The sequence below is a fragment of the Saprospira grandis DSM 2844 genome (assembly GCF_000275825.1).
Lineage (GTDB): Bacteria > Bacteroidota > Bacteroidia > Chitinophagales > Saprospiraceae > Saprospira > Saprospira grandis_A.
Map to the genome: position 1 here is coordinate 1,385,999 of NZ_JH719942.1, position 23,728 is coordinate 1,409,726.

General features: G+C 44.8%; 17 protein-coding genes. 6 read left to right on the plus strand and 11 right to left on the minus strand.

Features of this window, described 5'->3' with window-relative positions; all coding sequences use genetic code 11:
* The 5 genes from SAPGRDRAFT_RS06315 to SAPGRDRAFT_RS06340 form a co-directional block, all read right to left on the minus strand.
* A complete protein-coding gene (locus tag SAPGRDRAFT_RS06315) occupies positions 1-1,635 on the minus strand; it encodes a hypothetical protein (protein ID WP_002658097.1) in 1,635 nt (544 codons plus the stop codon).
* An 80-nt stretch (positions 1,636-1,715) separates the two neighbouring features.
* On the minus strand, positions 1,716-3,167 hold the full coding sequence (gene miaB, locus SAPGRDRAFT_RS06320; protein WP_002658099.1) for a tRNA (N6-isopentenyl adenosine(37)-C2)-methylthiotransferase MiaB: 1,452 nt from the start codon (positions 3,165-3,167) through the stop codon (positions 1,716-1,718).
* Between the two features lie 407 nt (positions 3,168-3,574).
* Entirely contained in the window at positions 3,575-4,900 is a 1,326-nt protein-coding gene (locus tag SAPGRDRAFT_RS06330; protein WP_002658101.1) for a hypothetical protein, read from the minus strand.
* Positions 4,901-5,014: 114 nt separating this feature from the next.
* Positions 5,015-5,674, minus strand: coding sequence for a protein-L-isoaspartate(D-aspartate) O-methyltransferase (locus tag SAPGRDRAFT_RS06335; RefSeq protein WP_002658102.1), 660 nt, complete (start codon positions 5,672-5,674; stop codon positions 5,015-5,017).
* A 200-nt stretch (positions 5,675-5,874) separates the two neighbouring features.
* A complete protein-coding gene (locus tag SAPGRDRAFT_RS06340) occupies positions 5,875-6,276 on the minus strand; it encodes a hypothetical protein (protein ID WP_002658104.1) in 402 nt (133 codons plus the stop codon).
* A gap of 565 nt (positions 6,277-6,841) precedes the next feature.
* Between SAPGRDRAFT_RS06340 and SAPGRDRAFT_RS06345 the strand changes: the two genes are divergently transcribed.
* Positions 6,842-8,260, plus strand: coding sequence for a DUF2779 domain-containing protein (locus SAPGRDRAFT_RS06345; RefSeq protein ID WP_002658107.1), 1,419 nt, complete (start codon positions 6,842-6,844; stop codon positions 8,258-8,260).
* Between the two features lie 1,078 nt (positions 8,261-9,338).
* On the opposite strand, the gene SAPGRDRAFT_RS06355 is transcribed toward SAPGRDRAFT_RS06345, so the two are convergent.
* From SAPGRDRAFT_RS06355 to SAPGRDRAFT_RS06370, 3 genes are all read right to left on the minus strand, one after another.
* Entirely contained in the window at positions 9,339-10,457 is a 1,119-nt protein-coding gene (locus SAPGRDRAFT_RS06355) for a glycosyltransferase (RefSeq protein WP_002658109.1), read from the minus strand.
* Position 10,458: 1 nt separating this feature from the next.
* Entirely contained in the window at positions 10,459-12,117 is a 1,659-nt protein-coding gene (locus SAPGRDRAFT_RS06360; RefSeq protein ID WP_253271279.1) for a M48 family metalloprotease, read from the minus strand.
* A 1,191-nt stretch (positions 12,118-13,308) separates the two neighbouring features.
* Complete coding sequence (locus tag SAPGRDRAFT_RS06370) at positions 13,309-14,124, minus strand: IS5 family transposase (RefSeq protein WP_002657728.1); 816 nt, start codon at positions 14,122-14,124, stop codon at positions 13,309-13,311.
* Positions 14,125-14,281: 157 nt separating this feature from the next.
* Between SAPGRDRAFT_RS06370 and SAPGRDRAFT_RS06375 the strand changes: the two genes are divergently transcribed.
* Positions 14,282-15,802, plus strand: coding sequence for a hypothetical protein (locus SAPGRDRAFT_RS06375; protein ID WP_002658117.1), 1,521 nt, complete (start codon positions 14,282-14,284; stop codon positions 15,800-15,802).
* Positions 15,802-16,431: a hypothetical protein gene (locus SAPGRDRAFT_RS06380; protein ID WP_002658119.1), complete on the plus strand. Its 630-nt coding sequence runs from the start codon at positions 15,802-15,804 to the stop codon at positions 16,429-16,431. The genes SAPGRDRAFT_RS06375 and SAPGRDRAFT_RS06380 overlap by 1 nt, the downstream gene beginning before the upstream one ends.
* 371 nt (positions 16,432-16,802) lie before the next feature.
* Here the strand turns inward: SAPGRDRAFT_RS06380 and SAPGRDRAFT_RS06390 are convergent, their stop codons facing one another.
* From SAPGRDRAFT_RS06390 to SAPGRDRAFT_RS06400, 3 genes are read right to left on the minus strand one after another with little or no spacing between them, the layout of a single operon-like run.
* Positions 16,803-17,972, minus strand: coding sequence for a thiolase family protein (locus SAPGRDRAFT_RS06390; RefSeq protein ID WP_002658122.1), 1,170 nt, complete (start codon positions 17,970-17,972; stop codon positions 16,803-16,805).
* Between the two features lie 48 nt (positions 17,973-18,020).
* Complete coding sequence (locus tag SAPGRDRAFT_RS06395) at positions 18,021-20,429, minus strand: 3-hydroxyacyl-CoA dehydrogenase/enoyl-CoA hydratase family protein (RefSeq protein WP_002658124.1); 2,409 nt, start codon at positions 20,427-20,429, stop codon at positions 18,021-18,023.
* Between the two features lie 30 nt (positions 20,430-20,459).
* Positions 20,460-21,044 (minus strand): TetR/AcrR family transcriptional regulator, encoded by a 585-nt coding sequence (locus tag SAPGRDRAFT_RS06400; protein ID WP_002658126.1) that lies wholly within the window; start codon positions 21,042-21,044, stop codon positions 20,460-20,462.
* Positions 21,045-21,915: 871 nt separating this feature from the next.
* Here SAPGRDRAFT_RS06400 and SAPGRDRAFT_RS06410 point away from each other — a divergent pair.
* The 3 genes from SAPGRDRAFT_RS06410 to SAPGRDRAFT_RS06420 all read left to right on the plus strand — a co-directional run bounded on the left by SAPGRDRAFT_RS06410 (position 21,916) and on the right by SAPGRDRAFT_RS06420 (position 23,714).
* Entirely contained in the window at positions 21,916-22,173 is a 258-nt protein-coding gene (locus SAPGRDRAFT_RS06410) for a hypothetical protein (protein ID WP_002658129.1), read from the plus strand.
* Positions 22,157-22,900 carry a hypothetical protein gene (locus tag SAPGRDRAFT_RS06415; protein ID WP_002658130.1) on the plus strand — a complete coding sequence of 248 codons (744 nt, stop codon included), beginning with the start codon at positions 22,157-22,159 and terminating at the stop codon, positions 22,898-22,900. Before SAPGRDRAFT_RS06410 ends, SAPGRDRAFT_RS06415 begins: the two co-directional genes overlap by 17 nt.
* Before the next feature lie 85 nt (positions 22,901-22,985).
* Complete coding sequence (locus tag SAPGRDRAFT_RS06420; protein WP_002658132.1) at positions 22,986-23,714, plus strand: hypothetical protein; 729 nt, start codon at positions 22,986-22,988, stop codon at positions 23,712-23,714.
* Positions 23,715-23,728 lie beyond the last annotated feature (14 nt).

A 23,728-nucleotide genomic window follows, 5' to 3' on the forward strand; every position in this document is an offset into this window, starting at 1 on the left:
TTAATAATGGCTAAGGTAGACCTTATAGGTGTAGGTAATCTTCTTTTGTTCGCCTTTTTTGATTTTCATCTCCCAGCAAACATCAGTATAAGGGTTGTAAGTGGTGTAGCTACTACGAGCTTGTAGGCGGGGAGACTTTAGCCATTTTTCAGAGCTTTCCATCAACTCGCCATAAATGGCTCTTTTTATATCTAGGCGAATATCCTTTCCTTTAAAATTCTGAATTTCAATTTCTGCTTCTACAGTCACTAAATCATAATAGCGAATGCGGTTGGTGTTGGTTTCACGGATCTGCTTGGTATTGTTAGTCCGCTTGATTTCTTTTTCAGAAAACTTGAGAGCCACATCTGGGGCCTCGGTCAATTTTACGCTTACCTCATCTTGCTTAGAAGTATAGTAAAGTACATCTTGACTAATGGGCAAAATCTTATTGTCCTTATTCTGGACCACCATCACGGGAGCAGCCGTCCAAACATAATCCGTCTTATTTTCTAGCTTAATCGTATGCAGAACCGGAATAGTCTGTTTTTCAAAGCTATAGGCCGTACTATAAGAGTAAGAATTGGCGCCAATGATCGATTCGTAAATATGTTCTACAGGAACCTTATCCGAGAATACATCTAGCAAGGCCCGTTCTCCCTTCTTAATTTCTACATCCTTGAGCGTATAATAGAAAAGGTCCTCCACGCTTTCGCCTACTGCTGGAGCGGGACTGGGCATACCGTTACCGCCACGAGTGGGGGCCGAAGGCATAGGCATCGCATCATAGCTGGCCACATTTTCCACCATAGCATTGCTCAAAGTATGCACATAGCGTTGAGGCTGAACAGGCTGCACATAACCAAAACTCAACAGGTCCGAAATGCGATTGGCATACTTAAAATTAGGTACGCCAGCTACCAAATTTAGGGACTTCGTTTTTACATCTTCCGCCTCATTGACAATAGTCGTGCGTAAAGAAATGCGAGCCTCCTTATCATTGAGCAGCTCCACCAAATAGTCGGGTTTCCAGCTCAAGTTTTGGCGCAAATACATCATTTGTAGCTTTTGGCTACTATTGACCGTACCGCCAAAATCGGCTTGAAGTACGGGCAATCTTTGGATACTGCTATTCGTGAAATTGGGCGAATCTAAAATCTCAAATTTGCGCAATGATTCAATTTGTGCTTGCTTGAGAAGCAAACTGCGGCCCGTTTTCATCTGGATAGCGAAAAGCGCCCCCGTTTTGATATTGGGTTTGCTGGGGTCCGGATTTGGCACTTGTAGCACCTTGATTTTCCCTTCGGTCCAAGTCGTATCGCCAGACAATAATAAACGCACATCTTTGCCATCATTGGCCAAAAACATACTACTATAATTACTCACTAGACCCTCGACCTCCTTCTCTTGCTGAAAAGAGCGAACAATTTGCAAACTGGGCGCAGAAAACCAAAGCGTCCCGTTGAGCGCTTGCGGAATCGTGTCTCCCACTAGCTCCCATTTGCCTTTTTTGGTCTTTACTTGGCCTTCTTTTACAAAGAATGCCGTTTGGTTCTTAAAAATAGAAACCGCCTCGGTTTCTAGACCTTTTTGGGCCCAACTACTAGCCGAAAAGCAAAGCAAAAGGGCTAAAGCAAAATAGCGATAAGTAAACATAAATAAGTGATGTTAAGTGAGGAAGTTGTTATCGCTCTATTAGATGAGAGAAGCTAGTAAAATGGTGGGCCTTTCGGCACCTAAGCTTCTTCTGGCGCAGACACCAAATGCCCGCGAAGCGTAGCCTGCGTACAATCCGTCACTTTTACATAGACATATTGCCCAATTTCTGTATTCTCTCTAGGGAAAACAATCATCTTATTCTGTGAATTTCGACCCGCAAAGTCATCTTCGCTGCGCTTAGAGACCTTCTCAATCAAGACCTTAAAGGTTTTGCCAATGTCTTTTTTGTTATGCACAAAAGAAATTTGATTTTGCAAGCGAATGATCTCTTGCAAACGACGCTTTTTTACGTCCAAAGGCACATCATCCTCATATTTTCGGGCGGCCAAGGTCCCCGGGCGCTCCGAATAAAAGAACATATAAGACATACTGTATTGACTATGCTCAATAATCGAAAGGCTGTCCTGATGGTCCTCTTCGGTCTCTGTACAAAAACCCGCAATGACATCCGAAGAAATAGCGCAATTGGGCAAAAGCTCATAAATGCGGTCAATCTTATTGATGTACCACGCTCGGTCATAACTGCGGTTCATTTTCTTAAGAATACGGCTGCTACCCGATTGTACAGGGAAGTGAATATACTCGCAGATGTTTTCATATTTGCCCATATTGATCAGCACCTTATCGGTAATATCTTTTGGGTGAGAGGTAGAAAAACGAATGCGCAAATCAGGATGAATCAGGGCCGTTTTCTCCAATAAATCAGCAAAATCAACTTGCTCGAGGCCTTCCGGATGCTCCCAATGATAACTATCTACATTCTGGCCCAAAAGGGTCACTTCCTTAAAACCACGATCAAACAAATCTTGGCATTCCGCCAAAATGCTATAAGGATCACGGCTGCGCTCTCGACCACGAGTAAAAGGCACTACACAAAAAGAACACATATTATCACAACCCCGCATAATGGTCACAAAAGCCGTTACGCCGCTATCGCTAAGGCGAACGGGGCTAATATCGGCATAGGTTTCTTCTCTAGACAAAAAGACGTTGATCCCCTTATCGCCATCTTCTGCAGTAGCAATAAGGTTGGGCAAATCGCGGTAGGCATCGGGGCCCAATACCATATCCACCAATTTCTCCTCCTCCAAAAGCTTAGATTTGAGGCGCTCGGCCATACAGCCCAATACCCCAACCAATAGGCCCGGACGCTCTTTTTTGAGCTTATCAAAAATACGCAAACGCTTACGGACCGTATCCTCGGCCTTTTCGCGAATAGAACAAGTATTGACCAATATCAAATCGGCCGCATCCATATATTTGGTAGAGGCATAACCGGCTTCCTGCAAAATAGAAGCAACAATTTCACTATCGCTAAAATTCATCTGGCAGCCATAGCTCTCAATATAAAAACGCTTTTGGCCATCTTGCCCTTGCGCTTGCAATTGCTCTTTAAAAAACACATCGCCCTGCTTATCTTCGGGCAACATTTTTTTATCTAAGGTGGGATTATCGTTGTACAGTTTCATATCAGTGTAGGTGCTATTCTTTTTTTTGGGGCCTCCCCTCCCTGCGGTCGGGGCGCTATGCTGCGGGGCTCGCAAGACTGCTCGGCCCTGCACAAAACATCGCCAAGGCTCGTTTTGTTGGGTCTGGCCCTTCGGGCCACCCGCTCCGCAGCGCTAGGCCAAAAAAGGCCTGGCTTTACGGCTTTAGCGCTTGGCTGGGGGGCAAAGATAATTCATATTTTGGACAAAGGTGACAAAATGGCAGGCTTCTTTTTTATACTGGGCGCCCCAAAGGGGCGCTTTTCTTGGCCTAGCGATGGTAGGCAGTGCGGCAAAGCCGCAGACCAAGGCCGTCAGGCCGCAGGGCCGAGCGAACAGCGAGCTGCCGGACGTAGCGCCCGCAGCTTGCTGCGGGAGGCCCCAAAACGTTAATCTTGTAGTTCTGCTTTACGGCTAGCTACTGAGCGTTCTTTGCTTGGCCACAGCGGTTTTTTGCCACTTTCTTTAGCCTGAAAATACTGATGAATAAACCGAAAACTTTGGAGCAGCAAGATCCCTAAAAAGTGTAGGGCAATGCTCCGATAGCGGACAATTGTGCCCAAATTGACCACCAAAAGGCCTATCAGCAGGAGGTTGCTCAGGGCATAAAAAAACATAAAATAAAAGATAGGAGAACGCTTTGGGGGGGTTCTGCCTTTGTTTAGGCCCAGAAAAAAAAGCAGCCAAAAAGAAAGAATTTCTAGGGCGGCGGCTAGCTGCAAGCTGTCTTTGACATTCCAAATGAGGGGACGAAAACAGACATTAAAAAGCGCTTTGGGGAGATAGGCAAAAAAGCTAAAAAAATTGGGCTCCCAGCTAGTTGCCTGGCTAATAACAGAGCCGCCTTTTTCCGCCAAAAAAGCGCTCTGGCGGTTGGCCAATAGCTCTAGCGGAGAAAAATAGCCCGTCATTTCCAAGGCAAAAAGGCCAAGTCCCAAAAGAGCATAAACGGAAAGGTAGGCTCGGAGGGGCTGTTTTTTAAAGAAAAAAGGCAGCAAACTAGCGGCTGTCAGGGCCGGAAAAGCAAGGCCCAATAGATAGGTCCGAAAAACGGCCAGGCCCAAAACCCCTAGGCCCAAAAAGCAAAACGCCCTTTTCCAAGCCTGCCGATAATAAGCATCTAGGCCCAACAATAGCCCACTAATAGACAAATAGACCCATACATCCTTATGCAAACCCGAGGTCCAAAATAACATAGAAGGCATAAGAAAACAAGCAATTTGCAGCAGCCGAGGCGGCAACTGCAGATGCCGATTTAGCACCCAATAAAAATTGAGACTGGCAAAAAGGCCCAGAAAAGCCACAAAAAAGCCATGCAAAAAATAAGATCCCGCCGAAAAAAACTGCGGAATAGCATGAATATGCACCAAGGCATAAGTACCAAAATCTCGCCGTATAAACCCCCCATCGGGATACAGATAAACCTCGGCGGCAGGAAGAACAGGCGCCTGCCCCGTCCAGCTCCCCCAATAATAATCCCAATAGGGCCAAATCGTCTGCGCAATAAGCTGGCTTTCCTCAAAGTACAAAAAGGTATCGCCAGCATCAAAATACTCTAAATGTAGCTGCCCATAAATAGCCCCCAGCCCTAAGCGCAAAAAAAAGAGCATAAGGATTATTTTGGGAGAAATTCCCCACTGCTTAAAACTGCGCCCCTTCATAATCCAAAGGGTCGCCAAACAAGAATAAACAATAAATAAGAGGGCTAAAAGCATAGCCATTTTGTTTAGGGATGATAAACTTGAGCAAAGCAAGCTTAATGCAAATAGAATTTGGGGAAGAGGTAATTTTGCTTTTTTACGTAAAAAAAACGGTCCTAGATGTCCGCACTACTTTCTTTGCAAAGGCAGGGCGCCCTTCAAAAAAGGAACAAAACGGCAGGGACCACAATCCTCATACTCAAAGGTTTTTTCCCCTTTGCGTTCTATAACAAACATCCGCTGCTGCCCCTGAAAAAGCAAGGGTAAGACCATCCTTCCCCCAATTTTTAATTGAGCTAATAATTGTTTTGGAATCTGTTCGGCAGCACAACTCATCAAAATGCCATCATAGGGCTGCGCTAAAGGAGGCAACTCGCTTGCATCGCCAAAATAAGAACGTAAATTTTCTAGCTTTAGCGCATCAAAACGCTTTTTTGCCGCCAACTGCAAGGCCTCTTGCCGCTCGTAGGTATCTAGCTCGGCCCCCATTCTTTGCAAAATGGCCGCCTGATAACCCGAACCCGTTCCAATTTCTAAAATGCGCTGCCCAGCGCTTAGCTCCAACAAACTACACTGCCAAGCCACCGTAGAAGGCTGCGAAAGCGTTTGCCCCCCACCAATAGGTAGCGCCTGATCCTTATAGGCCAATTCCTCAAAAGCAGAGTCTACAAAAAAATGCCTTGGCACACTCCCTATTGCGGCCAGAACCTCTGGACGAAAAGCCATTTTTTTTTGCAATTGCTGCAAAAGCTTTCGCCGCATCCCCTTATGTCTGTAGGTATCTTGCATAGAGGGCTATGCTTTTAAATAAAAATTTAAATGTATTAAATTTTGATAACCTGCTTTTTAGCTAGTTAATTACTGCAAGTTCAAATTTAACCCTTTTTTTAAGCTTGGCCAAGCAATGCCAAACAAAAAAAGCCAAGGCTCCTTACTGCCTCGGCTTTTACCCTTGTTCATAACACTAAATAAATCTAACTCTTTTGCGTCTAAAGCGCCGATTTATCTACAGTCTGTAGCTTCATCCCCTTGGGGAGCTGTACTTTTATCTTCAATTGCTCGTCCAAAATTTGTCCCCGCAAAATTACCTGATGGTCCATCTTAGGCATGTACAAAACCAAGCCTTTAGGCGTCTCTTTTTGTACAATATTATAACGGCCAATCATCACCAATTTCTTCAAAATGGCCTCGCTCACATTCTCCGCAATCACTTCGGTGGTAATCCGAACTTGATCCTCTTCCCAATACTCAATTTCTACCTCTGCCGCAATTTCTAAACTAACCCCAGCCGCAGCCAATGGCAAACTCTGTACTAGCGTCTTTGTAGATTGTGCCCAAGAAATTTGTAGCGCAAAAAAACAACAGCAAATTAGTATAATAATATGTTTCATCTTATATATCGTCTTGAAGTAACTTTATTTTCCCATGGAGACTAGCTCCCTTTTTACTCAGGCAAATCTAAAGGCATTTTTTTACTTAGACAAACTTTAAACAAAATAAAATTTTAACAAACCCCCAAAATTTAGCTTTTTCGGCTTTTTATATTTCCACAAAACGAGATTATGTAAAATTTTATTTCAAGCGTTATGTTTTTACTAGAATTTAGCTGTCTCCCTTTTTCGGCCCTCAAAAAGAAATATTTTCTTTAAAAAAACACTGCCTAAACATTAGGTTTACAATCAGTTGCTTTTTCTGCTGTTGTTTTGGGGCTGCCCACTCGCTTCGCTCGGGTCGGGCCATTGCGCAGCTCGCAGGTCTGCTCGGCCCTGCAGCGCTTTCAGCGCTTTGGTCTGCCGCCTGCGGCGGCCCTGCTACAGCCCCTCAGCCGCGTCGCTGCGCTCCTTTGCGGCGGCTTCGCCGCCTGCTGGACCAAAAAAGGCGATATATAGCCTAACTTCTGTATCTTGTGCCCCCAAGAGCGCCCATTTTGCGCCCCTTTACTGAAGTCCTTTTCTTATGAGTAGTTTGCATTTTCCCAATTTACAGCAGTTTATCAATTGTCCCAAAGAGTTTTGGCTGGCCCAACAGGCCAAAACGCCCCGCCCCCGCCTGCCCTACCCCCTGGCTCCCGAGCTCCGGCAACTGGCCGCTCAACGGATCGAGCTGCAAGACCAAGATCCTGTCTGGGCTAGCTTTGGCCCCTGGCGAGCCACCGTAGATTTTATTAAAGCTAGTCCCAATCATCCCGATCAAGTTCGCCTTTATTTTGTTCGGGCCTCGGGCTCGGTCTATTCGCCCAAACATGGCTTTAAAGAGAAATACCTCAAGGAATGGGCCTTTAATTATCACCTCTTTTGTCTGGCTGGCTATGAAGTAGAACAATGCTATGCCATCTGGATCGATAAGGATTATCGCTACCCCGGCGGAGAAATTCCCCCCAAACGCCTGCTCAAAATCCACCCCCTAGGCCAAGAACTTGCCGAGCTCAGAGCCGAAACCGCTCTGCTCATGCAAAAGGCCGAGGCGCTCCGCCTCCAAAAAACAGCCCCCAAATGGGATGGCCAAAGCTTTTGCAAAAAGAAGCTGGCCTGCCCCTTTATTCAAAAATATCACGGCCAAGAGATTCCAGAGTTTAGCATTTTTCAACTCCCCCGCCACCGCCTAGATCGGCCACCTTTGGAGCAAGCCCTGGCCCAAAAAAAATGGGACCTCAAAGATTTAGATCCCAAACTGCTGCCCGAACGCTGGCAGCTCCAACAACAATCAGCCAAAACGGGCCAAGCTCAGGTAGATGTTCCCGCCCTAAAAGAATGGTTGGCCCAACTCGAGTTTCCCTTGCAGGCCCTAGATTATGAGGCGGTCAATCCAGCCGTTCCCTTTATTCCCCATAGCCGCCCCTTCCAACATATTCCCTTTCAGTTTAGTTGGCAAGTTTGGACCAATCAAGAAACTGAGGATATTGTTTCCACCAACTTTTTGGCCCAAGATAAAAAAGAGCCCACCACCGGCCTTATGCAAGCCCTCTTAGATGCTGCCCAGCCCCAAGGCAGCATTTTGGTCTGGCACAAAACCTTTGAAAGAGAACGCAACCGAGAACTCGCCAAACGCTATCCCGAACATCGAGATTTTTTATATAGCCTCAATGAGCGCTTAGTGGACCTAGAAGAAATTGTGACCAAAGGCCTATATATAGATGCTAAATTTGAGGGCCGTAGCTCCCTCAAAAAAGTACTGCCCGTTTTGCTTCCCCAAATGAGCTATGATGATCTCCCCATTGCCGAGGGCCTAGCCGCTGCCGATGCTTGGTGGCAGTTGGACCAACAGCCGCCCCAAGAGCAAGCCAAAACCCGCCAAGCCCTAATCGATTATTGCCAACTCGATACCTTCTCCCTAATTAAGATGGTCCAGCTCCTTATGCAGAAATTTGGGGAGTAGTTAGGTTCCGAGACTGTTTAAAATTTTGTGTGCGCCCTTTGCTGCGCCTAGGGACAAGCCCCTAGGCTAACTTTTTCAGACAGCCCTCTAAAGAGGGCCTTTGGATAAGGTTCTTCTCTGCGATAACAACTGAACAAAGTCTTGTATATCAAGAGTTTAGGCCCTAAAAGAGGGCTGACTCCATTGGATTAGCCTAGGGGCTTGTCCCTAGGCGACTATTGGCCAAATCCCAACAAGCTAAAGGCCCAAATTTTATTCTAATACAAAAAATCCTGAACAGTCTCTACCCAGCTAGCAAGCAGACCTACTCAGCTAGCAAGCAGACCTACTCAGCTAGCAAGCAGACCTACTCAGCTAGCAAGCAGACCTACTCAGCTAGCAAGCAGACCTACTCAGCTAGCAGCCAGACCTACCCAGCTAGCAGCCAGACCTACCCAGCTAGCAGCCAGACCTACCCAGCTAGCAGCCAGACCTACTCAGCTAGCAGCCAGACCTACCCAGCTAGCAACCAGACCTACCCAGCTAGCAGCCAGACCTACTCAGCTAGCAGCCAGACCTACCCAGCTAGCAGCCAGACCTACCCAGCTAGCAGCCAGACCTACCCAGCTAGCAGCCAGACCTACTCAGCTAGCAGCCAGACATAACTTTTGCCCTTTTTCATTTTGTTACATTATTTCCATTTTTAACGATTCCCTAACAATTGGAGGCCAAAATCCTATTCCTGCAGCCTAAAGGCCGCAGCCAATCTTGTTGGGCCATCATTTTGTTCGCCGCAGGAGCTTAAAAGCCCCTGCTTCATTGGAGACAGGCGAAAGCATTCGGTTTTCAGGTCTTGCGGCTTTTAAGCTGCAAGCCATGGGACCGCTAAAAGCTTGCTAATTGGGCCCTAATCTGGCTGTGGGTTTCAACCCGCAGATCTATATATCCATCCTACAGGCCCGAAGGGCCGCAGGCCTAGCGATGTGCAGCAGTGGCCCGCAGGGCCAGACCGAGCCGCTGAAAGCGGCGAAGGGCCGAGCGAACAGCGAGCTGCGAAACGTAGCGCCTGCCGCAGGCAGGAGGCCCCAAACCCTTCATCTTATCGCCATGAACGGCCTTTCCATTGGTAATTTTGAGGGAAAAGCGAGGCCGTGCCGACCAGCACAATATAAAGCAGGTGAGCAAGCAGGGCAGGCCAGAAAATGCGGAGGAGTTGGCGGCGCTGAAAAAAGCGGCTAGCACTAGACAGCAGGCCATAATCGGCTAGGGCTTTGAGGGCCCATTGGCCGAGGACCCAATAGGGCGAAAAGCCGAAAAACAGGGCGATACTGCTGATAAAAAGGGAGCAAGAGAAGGCCCAAACGAGGCCCAATTGTAGTTCGGTTCGGCGGTCTTTGTAGGCGCCAGATTTGGAGGACCAGCGGAGGCGTTGTCGCCAAAAAGCGGCATAAGTTTGCACGGCGGGAGTTTGCACAGCGGCCTCTAGGCTTTTGACAAAAGTGATTTGTTGGGGGTATTTTTCAGCTACTTTTTGCAAAAAGAGCATATCGTCGCCAGAGGCGAGCTGGTCCATGCCGGCAAAGCCGTTGAGTTCGATATATCGGGCCTTGGGGTAGGCCATATTGGCCCCATTGCACATCCGCATATATTGGCCATTAATGCCAGCGCCCGTGATGGCCATCATGCCCATAAAATCGAGTGCCTGGGCTTTTTCCAGAAAGCGATTGTGATAAGAAAAGAGGACGGGAGCGGCCACAAACTGCATATTTTCTTGCTCCATCGGGAAGCAAAGTTGTTTGGCCCAAAGAGGCGGCAATTGGCAATCGGCATCGGTAAAAAGTAGGTATTCGCCTTGGGCGGCGGCAATAGCTTGGGCCAGAGCGGCCTTTTTGCCCAGGCCCTTTTGCAGGGCAATAATCTGCAAGCGGTCGTCTTGAAAGCCTTGGGCAATGCTGCGGGTCGCATCTTCAGAATGGTCATCCACCAGAACAATCTCCATCAATTCGGGGGGATAATCTTGGGCCAAGAGAGAGCGGAGGCAGCTTTCAATATGCTCCTCCTCATTTCTGGCAGCCAAGACAATGCTAATCTTCTTTTTCGGCTGATAATTGGGGTTTAAAAAAGAAGGGGCCAGCCTTGCCCAAAAAAAGCAATAGCTGGCCATTAATGCGCCGTAGCCGAGGCTAAGAAAAAGAATTAAGCCGTAGATATAGAGCATATTATTGCAATTTAGAAAACTGCAACCAACGGTCTAGCTGCCCATTTTGGTCCAGACTAAAAATGAGTCCAGCCAAAGGATAATAGAGTAACTTCCCCTTGCCTGTGCTTAGGCTATTGGCGGCAAAGCCGTATAATTTTTCGATTTCGTTTTGGCGGCTACCGATTTTAATTCCCCGGGCGGTTTCTCCCTGATAATCGGCAGTAAACTGCAAAAAGCCCCAGATTTCCTCTTCATTGGCTTGGCCATAGCTAGCCAAAAGCAGGGCCTCTTTTTGCTCCAATCGGCTAGCGATTAATAGCAACTCGGGGCTATCCTCTTGTTGGCGTTCCATCATTTGGATGATATCGGGTTGATTATTTTCAAAATAGCTAGGGAGTTCGGCCAGAGGAAGTTCATCATAGCTCTCGGCTTCTCCGCTAATTTCTTGATGTTTAGCGGCTTGTCGGGCTTGCCAGCGTTTAGATTTGAGGGCAGAGAGGTTGGCCTCGGCCAAATGGGGCAGCGATTTTCGCAATTGTTTAAACTGTTTTTTGGCGGCTTTTTCCTCTCCATTTTGGGCCAAGATAATTCCGGTCAGGAGATGGGCTTTATCTTGAATATGGGCGGGCATCTCTTTATTTTTGGCCAGGCGTTTGGCCTTAAAGAGGGCCAAATCTAGATCTTCTTTGAGCAGGGCCCAGATAATTTCATTGAGCAGAGCGGGCGCATAATTGGGTGAAACCTGTAGAGATTTATCGAGCATTTGGCGGGCTTGGGCCAGAAAGCGTTCTTTTTTGGGTTGGCGGTTGCCCTTACTATTTTGTTCCAATCGGCTTTGGAGTTCTAGCTGCAAAGGCAACTGAAAGGGTAAATCTTCGGCCTTATATTCTTTGAGGGCGGCCAGCAGAAAATTCACGGCTGCATTATTATAAATCGCTCGACCTGGAAACTGTTGGGCCAGTTGGGCGTAGGCTCTGGCCGCCCGTTCTTCTTGCCCCATTAATGCCAAGTAATTTGCCATTTGAAAAAGGGGCAAAAGGTCTTGCAGCATCTTTTGAGAGTTATCGCAAATGGCGATGCGGTCTTTTCGGCTGGGGTAGCCTTTGGTCGAGTCGGGCAGGCCAATTTCCTCATACAAGCGGCTATAAAACTCCCCTCCTACTTCTAGGGTATTATAGCCTGCCAGATAGCCAAAAAGGCCACCAAAATAATCGGCTTCGGCTTCCATGCGGGCGCGTTGGGTTTCGTCCAGCTCCATTTCATAAATCTTATCGGCGATTTCGCTGTCTTCATTGGCGGTACCAAAAGACATTCCCCAACCGTGGTCCTTATAATAATGGGCTAGTTCATGGCCCAGCACCATAGCTAGGGCATTTAGGGAGTCGGCGCCAAATTCTAGGGCCAGGTCATAAATCCCTTCTCCGAAGTTAATGGAATTATTTTGCGGATTATAGTAAGCATTATAATAGGGCTTGCTGCCTTTTTGGTAAATAAAATTAAAGGCGGGCAGGGGGCGGGGGTCATTAATGGCCTGCGCAATTTCCCGATAGACCTTTTCGCAAGTTTCGGATTTTGCTTCTTGCGCCTTGCTTTGCGCATGGCTATTGGAGTAGCCCAAAAGGAAGAGGGCCAAAAGTAGATAATACTGCATAAGTTGTTGTAATGATGAGTAGGGCAAATTTGCGCAATTTAGGCCGAAACTGCAACTGATTTATTTTTTTGGGGCCTCCGCAGCAAAGCTGCGGCGCTACGTTGCGGGGCTCGCTGTTCGCTCGGCCCTGCGCGGGCTACGCCCGCTGGGTCTGGCCTTCGGCCACCCCTGCACATCGCTAGGCCGTTTGGCCTTCGGCCATGGCGGCTTTGCCGCCTTGGTCTGGCCTAACGGCCAGCCCGCCGCATCGGTTACTCCCTTTGGTCGTCGAACGGCGCCCTAAAGGGCTTGTTGTGGCCGTTTGGCCTTCGGCCATGGCTGTAGGTTGAAATCTACAGTTTTTTTTGGGCCCATGGGCTGAAGCCCATGGTTGTAGACTGAGCAAACTGGCGGGCTAAAGCCCTTGTTTGCTGGAAATGATATGGGCCGATGGTTTCAACCTTCGGCTCATTTTTTATTGTGCTTAGTATGGCCTCTTTTGTTGCTCTAGGTTTCAACCTAGAGGTATATATCCATCCTACAGGCGGCGAAGCCGCCGCAGGCTTAGGGATGGACAGCAGTGGCCGTCAGGCCAGACCAAGCGGGCATAGCCCGCGCAGGGCCGAGCAGAGAGCGAGCTGCGAAACAGCCCGGCCCGCCCATCGGGCGGGCAAGCCCCAAAAAAATGAACAAACTTTAAGACATAACTTGCATTTGCGAAAAAAAAGCCGTTATTTTAGTCGTATCTAGTAACCGTAAAAACTTTAGCGTATGGCTTTTAAATCTAAAATTAAGTTAGATGAGCTAAAAGACTTGAAGAGCGGCATTATCAGTTATCGCTTCGCTTACTGAAACTCTCTAAATCTCTGCAAGACAAACTGCAAGAAATTAGTGAGCAAAAACAGCAGAAATACAGCGCTTTTGTAGCAGAAGCTAAGGCCAAAGAGCCTCGACTCATTAAGATTGTGGCTAATCTAAAACAGCATTTAAAAAACCGAACGGTAGAGGGGAATTTGGATGAAGTGCGGGGGGAGAAAGGAGAGAAAACACTATCAATTAAACAACTTAAAGAAGTAATAGCCCGCTTAACTCTTTTAAAAAAGCGTATAAATCAACTTTCTGCATAACTCCCTTTTGTAAAAAATAGACGACTATGAATGAAGCAAAAAAAGTACAGGAATTAAAAGCGATACAATCAGAGCTAACTGATCTACATCAGCTATTAAATGGAGAGTTTGTTTAAAAATTTCGTTTTAGGAAAATAAGTATAAAGGCTAAATAGTGTAGACTCGCCCAGTTGTCGGCTTTTCTTTCAAAACGAATGAGTAAAATTTTGAATGCGTCAATCCATGCGTTAGTTCGCTCAACAGAAAAGCGTTCTTTGTAAAGTTCCTCATCTATAATATCTTGATAATAAGCTTTTTTTCTATTTCTTTTGTTGTGGTCAATATTAGGGATAATGCCCATTTTTTGGCAGTTTTCTCTAAGTTTTTTGCTATCAAACCCTGCATCAGCATTCATAAATAAACCATCAGGAGAGATGTCTGAAAGCTGCAGATCGGCAAGCATTTTTTGGAAATGACTCTCGATTTCAAACAAATCATTATGGTTTCCCGCAAAAGGCGGAGACATAGCGATTGGCAGCCCATTTTTATCTGTGAGAAAGAGAGCATTTGTGGTTTTGGACTTTTTTCGGCCCTGATAACCCACAGCTTCGCCCCCTCTTTTCGCTGGGGTATGACTTCCGTCAAGCTGTATACTAGATAAATCTAAACAAGATTTTTCATGGGCTAGAAATTGGATCCACACTTTTTGCCAAATACCAGACTCGGACCAGCTATTGAAGTAGTAATATACTGTTTGCCAGCAAATTAGAACTTCGTCAAAAAAAGATTGTATCGGTAATTCTCTCCACTGACAACCTGTTTTAAGCCTATAAATTATCGCTTTAACAATTTGCCACAGAGGCGCTTTGGTTTTTCGAGCCAATTTTTTTTCGGGAAAAAATGCTAATATTTTTTCCGTAATAAATTCTTTTGATAAATTCACAACCATGTTGCAAAGCCTTTTTTTGTTTTTGTCGTAATCAACAATAATAAGCGCTTTGCAGCATTTTTTTTTGCCTTAGTCTAGCTGCTGACTAAAAAATTTAAACAAGCTCGGAGTTAGTAATGCAACTACTCTATTTCATGAGTTACAATCAACCCAAAAATTGTTTAAATCTTTAGTTAGCAAGCAGTTGTTGTCTAATAGAAATTTGGGCGAGATTGTCATTTCATTTGAGCTTGGATGGACAGATATTGTCCATTATATTCACCTAATAAATAATGAGGGAAAAGTTGTTCAATGTGTGAAGCTTAATGATCCTCCTGAAGAGGAAGATGAAGAAATATTTCTCCATCATTCTACAGGTTATTTTATCTTAGGCGATAAAGTCCCCGCAGGAGATTATCGAGTAGAGCTTGTAGGCTGTAGGCGTGACGTATTTAGAGGTAAACTTTCTGGGAAAAAGAAAGAGCTTTCTAAAATAGAATCCATCACAAAAGATAAAGCTTCAGATTTAATTCACGTTCTAGTTGATTTTGACCAAGAGTCTCCTTTTGACGAAATTAAAGAGTGGCTGCCCAAACAAGATAACACTCAAGGGAGAGAGTTTACTGTTAAAAAGAACGTATGCAAATTTGGAGTTAAAGAAATCATTCTTAGAAAAGCGAGTAGTCCCCGTAGTATTTGTGGAAAATGGGAGATTGATCCTGCTGATTTTAAAGGAACGATTAAGGTTAAGCTAACGGAAAAAGACTTCGACGATGATATCTATTACTTTGAGTTAATTGGATATAATGAGCAAGAAAGGAGCACAACTTTACCGATGGCAAAGATCGATGAGGTCACTTATACATTGAATTGGGAAGTCAAGCTAGACCCCATAGTAGTCAAAATGGATATTGATTTTGATCCAAGACAAATCTATTTCATGAATTCAAATGGAGAAGAGTATCAAAGTTATATCTATGGTGAGCGCCCTCATTTAACTCAAGTGGAATTCATATCTAATGATGTACTAACTAAAAAGATTCCTCCTGGAGAATATAGAATTAGAATCTCAGGAGTAGAGGAAGATGGGCATATAAAAGTTCAACTATCTGCTTCAACTTATAAAAAAGGGCAGGTCTATAGTCGATTCAAGATTATCCTGAACCAAAAAGACGATAATTTACGAGGCGAAAGAGATATTCACTTAATCCTTGATCACTTAAAAGATGAAGGGGAAAGATGGCTAGACCGAGCATTTCTTGAGATAAAAGATAGATTACTATTTAAATTCAAATCTACCGACTATAAAGTTCAGGGGCTAATCAGTTATTTAGAAGAAAAGGTTCCTGTATCTGGTGTCATCATGAGCTTTGGAGGTAGTTGTGTTGACTTTGCAAAGAAGAGTGAACTCATAGTAACTGAGGTAGTCAAAGCAATATTAAAGCATGCTGAAAATGAAGCTCAGCGAGGAAAGCCATCTATTGAAGACATACTGTCAGAGGTAAAGACTTTTATTGCTGATGCTAAATCCAAGCAGACCTATACAGACTTATTTGTGGACGATAAATTTATTAGTGCATATTTAGACGATAAACAAGCTCTAACAACTCAAAAACTGCTCCTTCAAATAACTAAAGACATTGATATGTTGATTATAGGAATGAGCTTAAATGAATTCGTAAATAAATTTACAAAGTAATGACTCTAAAACCAATCTACTGCATTTTACTCCTCTTCCTTATTGGCTGTTCTAATAAGCCTGAGGAAGAGCAACAGCAACCCTCTTATACTTCTTTCGGAGATTATTTATGCTTAGAGCAAAAAGTTCAAACAAGAACTTATACTAACTATCACCAAGAAAAGGATAGTATTATATCTTTAGAAGGTTGGGTACAAGAGCATCTTAACGTTATGGATTATTGGAGAAAAAAAGAGTATGACAGCTCTGGACAGCTTTCAAAAATATCGAACTACGTAAGAACTTCACAAGTACAAGAGAAGGATGATGTTTTGTTTAATGTTTATGTTGATACCTTAATGAAGGATGTTAATTTCCAGCCCGTCACTGGAATATTTCTCTCCAAGGAATATATTGACTTAAAAGAATACCATACGAAGGAAAATCGAATTAGTGATAAAGTTCGTATTCAATTTGATTTCAATAATTCCTATCGTCGTGATGAAAAGAGAAATAAAATATATCCTAGCGTCATGGGGTTAATTTTCAAAGATATCCCAACAGGCAAGACAGATTATGGAATTCTGATTGTTGATAAACAGCGATATAAATTGGTCCCTATAAGAGAGAAGGAAGACTTCTTGAGATAGTTTTTTTCGCTTGGCTCCTAAGCCTAAAACTAAGGTTTTGGGCAGGATCTATGCAAACTGGCTTGCTCTAAATGATATGAGCCGATGGTTGAAACCATCGGCTCATTTTTTATTGTGCTTAGTATAGCTGCTGCTTTCAAGCAGCAGCCACAGCTAGCAGGCGGCGAAGCCGCCGCAGGCTTAGGGATGGAAAAGGGGGCGGCGAAGCCGCAGACCAAGGCCGTCAGGCCGCAGGGCCGAGCAGACCTGCGAGCCCTGACACAGCCCGGCCCGCCCGCAGGGCGGGCAAGCCCCAAAACATCCTAAATTAGAAAGAAAAAGACCTACTCCAGAGCAGGAGCAGGTCTTTCAACATTTAAGTATTCCTTGATCTAGAGTAGCTCATAGATACCCGCAATACCTTGTCCACCACCAACACAGGCAGTCACCATACCGTATTTTTGGTTACGGCGGCGCATTTCGTGGAACAACTGGATAGACAACTTAGCGCCGGTACATCCCAAGGGGTGACCGAGAGCGATAGCGCCTCCATTGACGTTCACGATATTGGGGTCTAGGCCAGCCTCGCGGATAACGGCCAAAGATTGAGCGGCGAAAGCCTCATTCAATTCAATTTGGTCGATATCGCCCAACTGCAAACCTGCTTGCTTGAGTGCTTTGGGGATGGCCACGCAGGGACCAATACCCATATACAAGGGCTCTACACCACCTACAGCGCAGGCAGCTAGGCGAGCGATAGGTTGTAGATTGAGTTGTTTGACCATTTCTTCAGAAACCACCAAAACGAAGGCAGCTCCATCAGAAGTTTGCGAAGAGTTACCTGCGGTAACGCTACCACCTTGGGCAAAGACGGGACGCAACCTAGCCAAGGCTTCGGGGGTAGTGCTACGGCGCACGCCTTCATCTTGGGCAACAGTAAAGCTACGTTCTTTACGTTGGCCATCTTCTACATAAACCTCCTTGACATCAATGGGTAGAATTTGGTCTTTAAAATAGCCTTGGTCCAAAGCATTGGCAGCCTTGACATGAGAAAGGTAAGCGAACTGATCTTGGTCCTCTCTAGAAATATTGTATTTATTGCTCACGGCCTCGGCAGTAAGTCCCATACCCACCAAATAATCGGGAGTAGTAGAAGCGACATTATAGTTGGGGGCCAACTTATAGCCTGTCATAGGGACAGTACTCATACTTTCGGCACCGCCAGCCACAAAGATATGGCCCATACCGGCCTTAATCTTAGCTGTAGCCATAGCAATTGTTTCGAGGCCAGAAGCACAATAGCGGTTTACGGTTACCCCGGCTACTGATTTGCTCAAGGCGCGCATAGAGATTTGGCGACCGACCTGCAGGCCCTGCTCCCCTTCGGGATTGGCGCAACCCACCAAAACATCATCTACCATATCGGCTTCTACGCCTTCTACTTTTTTGAGGAGGTGTTGGATTACCTCTACGGCCAAATCATCAGAGCGCATAAAGCGAAAACCTCCTTTCTTGGCACGTCCTACAGCGGTACGATAGCCCGCTACGATATATGCATCCATATTTATATTAGCATCTTTAAAGTCTGAAATAATAATGAGTCGCTCGGCTTAGTTGCGCAAAGGTCTGTTGGTGGTGAGCATAGCTTGGATACGCTCGAGGGTCTTTTGCTCGCCACAAAGCTGCAAGAAGGCCTCTCTTTCGATATCGAGTAGATATTGCTCAGATACTTTTTGCTGGGCAGAAAGATCTCCACCACAAAGCACATAAGCTACTTTTTTGGCAATCTTGATATCGTGATCAGTAGCATAGCGACCTAGGCGGAGGCTTTCGGCAGCTACATAAAGTGCGCCTAGACCACCACGGCCCAATACTTCGATATCATGACGGCTAGCCGGCTGTACATAACCTGCATTGGCCAAAGCGATCACCTTTTGCTTTGCTTTTTGAAGCGTCAGGCTAGCATTTACAGATACTTGATCGATTCCATGACGGAGGTATCCTACATTGAAGGCTTTGGGGGCAGAGGTAGCCACAGAAGCCATAGCGATCGCTTTGAAACGGTCAATCAATTTGGGAACATATACATCCTCTTTGTGGAAGCTATCTGAGGCACGGAGGGCAAATTCTTTGGTTCCAGCACCACCGGGGATCAAACCAACACCTACCTCAACCAAACCGATATAAGATTCTGCAGAAGCAATTACGGCATCGGCATGCATGGCCATTTCGCAGCCTCCACCAAGGGTAAGTCCTTGAGTAGCGACCACAACGGGAATGCTAGAGTAGCGCAGGCGCATATTCATTTGCTGGAAAGCGTGAATGGCCATATTGAGCTCATCAAAATCTTGCTCATAAGCCATTTGGGCAATCAACATCAAGTTGGCTCCAACAGAGAAGTTCTCGGCATTGTTACCAATCACCAAACCTCTCCAGTCTCCTTGCTCAGCAATTTCAATAGCTTGCATGACACCACGAACAACACCCTCACCCAAAGTATTTTTGTAAGAACGGAACTCCAAGCAAAGTACTTGGTCTCCAATATGGTGTAGTTGAACATCACTGTTTTCCCAAACTACAGACTTATCGCGGATATTATCCAAGATAATTGACTGCTCGGCACCGGGTACAGGCTGATAAGATTTGCTGTCTACATTGTAATAGTTGGTTACGCCATTCACTACCTTATAGAAGCTAGTATGACCTGCGGCAATCATTTCTTTTACCCAAGGAGCTAGCGTTTGTCCATCGGCCTCGGCCAATTCTACGCCTTTTTCAAGGCCAATCATGTCCCAGTATTGGAAAGGGCCAACTTTCCAAGCAAAACCAGCACGCAAAGCATCATCAATGCTAAACAACTGATCAGAGATTTCAGGAATGCGGTTAGACACATAGGCAAAAAGGCCCAACAATGAGCGGCGAACCAACTCTGCCCCTTTGTCCTCTTGATATTTATCTTTAAAGAAGGTTTTTACCTTACCGGCTAGACCAGAAACATTTTTGAGATCGCCTAAAAGTGCAGTCTTCACGCGCTGAGCAGGAGCATACTCCTGAGTGGCAAGGTTGAGGGCCAACTTAATTTTGCGGCCATTCTCATCTTTTTGTTTTGTGCGCTCATAGAAGCCTTTTTTGGTTTTGTTCCCCAAAAATTTGTTCTCTAGCAAAAACTGTAGATAAGCAGGTACATCAAAGGCAGCGGCTTGCTCATCGCTGGGGCAGTTGTCCTTAATGCCCTTGATTACCTTTTCGGCAGTATCTAGACCCACCAAATCAGCCAAGGCAAAAGTTCCTGTTTTAGGGCGGCCAAGAGCGGGCCCAGTCAACTGGTCTACCTCTTCAATAGAAAGACCAAGCTCTTCCGTCAATTGGAAAATCTTGGCCATAGCATATACGCCTACGCGGTTGGCGATAAAGGCGGGAGTATCTTTACAAAGTACCGTTTGCTTTCCAAGGAAACGGCTACCATAATCCATAAAAAAGTCGATCAATGCAGGATCGGTCTTTTTTGTGGGAATAATCTCGAGGAGTTGGAGGTAACGAGGAGGATTAAAAAAGTGCGTCCCACAGAAGTTCTTCTGAAAGTCTTCACTACGGCCTTCTAGCATCATAGAAATAGGAATCCCCGAGGTGTTTGAGCTCACAATAGCTCCTGCTTTACGGTATTTCTCTACTTGTGTAAACACCTTTTGCTTAATATCGAGGCGCTCTACAACAACCTCAATAATCCAATCGCAATCAGCAATTTTATGGAAATCATCCTCAAAGTTGCCCGTGCTTACACGGCTAGCAAAAGCAGGATCATAAAAGGGCTCAATTTTCTTGGCCTTAACAGCGGCTTTAAGGGCCTGATCGGCCAATCGGTTGCGCGCTGCAGGGTTTTGCTTTTCCTCTTCAGAAAGGTCAAAAGGAACAATGTCCAATAGCAATACCTCTAGTCCAATGTTTGCACAATGGGCAGCAATACCCATTCCCATAACACCAGATCCGAGTACAGCGACTTTACTAATCCGTCTGCTCATCTTGTGATTCTAATTAATTTAATGAAGGAATTATTTTTTCTCGGCTTTTGGCCAACGCTTGAGCCGCTCTAGGGCCCAATTGCAGGCCGAGCCTAACAATTTAATATCTTGATATACGCGCATCATCATCAATGCGCCTTCTATTTGCATTACTGTTTGTTGTGCAGCTTCTTCGGCTTCCTTTTCTGGAGCTCCCGCCTCTTCAAAGAGGTATTGAAAAGCCGCTACCCAATCTTTAAAAAAGGCTTGTAGTACTCGCCTAAACTCAGCCTCTACAGATATCGTCTCTAAGGTAATGTTTCCAAATAAACAACCCGCCAAATCTTGCGTAAATATAGGCGCTTGTTGGTCAAAAAAAGCTTGTAAACGCGCCAAAGGACTCCTCTCCTCCTCATAGGCAATGGCAAAAATCTTCTTGCGATAATACTCCAATAAGGTGGTCAAGACCTCCAACATTAAGGCCTCTTTAGAAGAAAAATAATGGTAAAAACTCCCCTTTTGCAAGCCGCAAGCCTGGGCCAAATCACGCATAGAGGTTTTGTTATATCCTTGCTTCCGAAAAACAACAATTGCTTTTCGCACAATTTCCTCTTTCGTAATCTTTTGTACGGGCATTTTTATTTGGTTTGTTGCTTTGGCAAATTTACCAAACGTTTGTTTGATTCCAAATTTTTTTAGCCTTTTTCTTTGGGGCCTCCGCAGCAAAGCTGCGGCGCTACGCTTTGGGGCTCGCAAGTCTGCTCGGCCCTTCGCCAGCAAGCTGGCTCGGTCTGGCCCTGCGGGCCACCCCGCCGCATCGCTAGGCCGTTTGGCCTTCGGCCATGGCGGCTTTGCCGCCTTGGTCTGGCCTTCGGCCACTGCTGCACATCGCTAGGCCTGCGGCCCTACGGGCCTGCTATATGGGCCTGTAGGTTGAAACCTACAGCCAATTAACGAATGCATTTTTGTGTTCAATGGAGGGTTGAAACCCTCCATAAATAAACATTTTTCAGTCCGTGCTTTATTCTTCGGCGGATGGGCGGTTTTGGGCCCATGGGCTGAAGCCCATGGTTGTGGGTCTATGCAAAGAGCAGGCTAAAGCCCTTCTTTGCTCTAAATGATATGAGCCGATGGTTTCCACCCAGAGCTATATATATATCCATCCTACAGGCGGCGAAGCCGCCGCAGGCTTAGGGGCCTGAAAGGGTGCCGCGCAGCGGCAGACCCAGCCGCTGAAAGCGGCGCAGGGCCGAGCAGAGCTGCGAGCCCTGAAAGGGCCCGGCCGCCGAAGGCGGCAAGCCCCAGAAAAATAAAAAATGAATAAACTTTAAGATATAACTTGCATTTGCGAAAAAAAGCCACGACTTTAGTCGTATCTAGTAACCGTAAAAACTTTAGCGTATGGCTTTTAAATCTAAAATTAAGTTAGAAGAGCTAAAAAATTGAAGAGCGACATTATCAACTATCACTTCGATTACTGAAACTCTCTAAATCTCTAGAAGACAAATTGGCGGAAATTAGTGAGCAAAAACAGCAGAAATTCAGTGCTTTTGTAGCAGAAGCTAAGGCCAAAGAGCCTCGACTCATTAAGATTGTGGCTAATCTAAAACAGCATTTAAAAAACCGAACGGTAGAGGGGAGTTTGGATGAAGTGAGGGGGGAACTCCACCGCTTATTAAATGATATAAACCAAAGTTCGAATAAATTACAATCACTTAAAAATGAACTTAAAACTAAATTTAAAGACTATGGAATATCTATCTAAAATGAGCTTGCTTCTACTAAGTATGAGTGGCCTTTTATTTTTCAGCAGCTGTGGGGAAGAAAGCCCTCAAAAAACTACAGAGAAGGATAGTCCAGCCAAACCTATTATTCAAGGCGATACAACTTGGACTGATGGGAAGATTACAGAGTTATCTAGTAGTAAAAGTGGAAATGATACAATCGAAGTAGGGCTAATGGTATATTCCCCAAATAAAGACTCTAGTAGTGCGCGTATAAGCATCTATAAAGAAACTTCGACCTACAGTTCTATTGGATTTGAATTTTTAAAATCCGTTACTACTTCCAAAGATTACTCTATAGCAATTGATTCTTTCCAAGGATTAGATCTTTTTAATCCAAAAAACATTCCTCTACAAGAATATCTATTAATGGAATATATACCTAAAGGCAACTATGCTTATACTAAATCAATTTCCATGAGAAGCAATACAAAGGATGATAGAGGACTTAGCTTTGACCCTAAAGTCATCCCTGCTATAATAGAAAACGAATTCAATAAAAAACTAGATAGCGCGTCAATACATATAATCAGAAGGTCATATTTTCATATGAATGGCGATTACATATTTTCATATATTCAAAATGATACAGGATCTTATATATTGGCTGATAGTATATCAAAAAAAATGGATTCATTGCCAAAGCAATTCATGGAATCTTCTTACCGAACCAACGTCATAAAAATAAGTTATGGACAAAAAAGGTAGTAAGCCTTGCCGCATAAATACAAGGCCCTAAAATCAAATCATTAAACTACAAAGCCCTTATTCTCACAAAATAAAATTTAACCCAATGACAGCCTTCAAACACCATCCCCCCCTCCTGCTATCAATAATTAGCCTTTTATTTTTCAGCAGCTGTGGGGAAGAAAGCCCTCAAAAAACTAAAGATAAGGATAGTCAACCTGAACCTATTGTTAAGCGCGACACCAGTTGGACTGATGGGAAGATTACAAGGCTATCTAGCAGCAAAAGGGGAAATGATGTAATAAGTGGAAATGATAGAATAGAACGAGAGTTTATAAGATATAGCCCGAATAAGGACTCTGCTAGCGCGACTATAAGTATTCATAGAGAAACTTCGACCTATAATTTTGGTGAAAGAACAGTAATTAAATCTCTTAATATTGCTACAGAATACTCTATAGCAATTGATTCTTTTAGAGGATTAGACCTTTTTGATGAAAAAAACACGCTTATACAGAGCTACAGCTCTCTAGAATATAATTCAAAAGATGGGGAGACTAAAGCAATTGTTATTAAAGGCAGCACAAAGAATTACAGAGGAGAACATAGCTTTAACCCTAAAGTTATCCCTGCTATACTAGAAAAAGAACGCAATAAAAAAATAGGCAGTAAATCATCATATATATCCAGAAGTTCATTCATGAACATGAATGGAGATTACCTTTTTTCATATACAGAAGATAGCCAAAAATTCAACCTATTAGCTGATAGTATAGTAAAAAAATTAGAATCATTGCCAGAGCATTTTATAACATCCTACTATACTGAGTATTAAATAAAAGTCCCCAA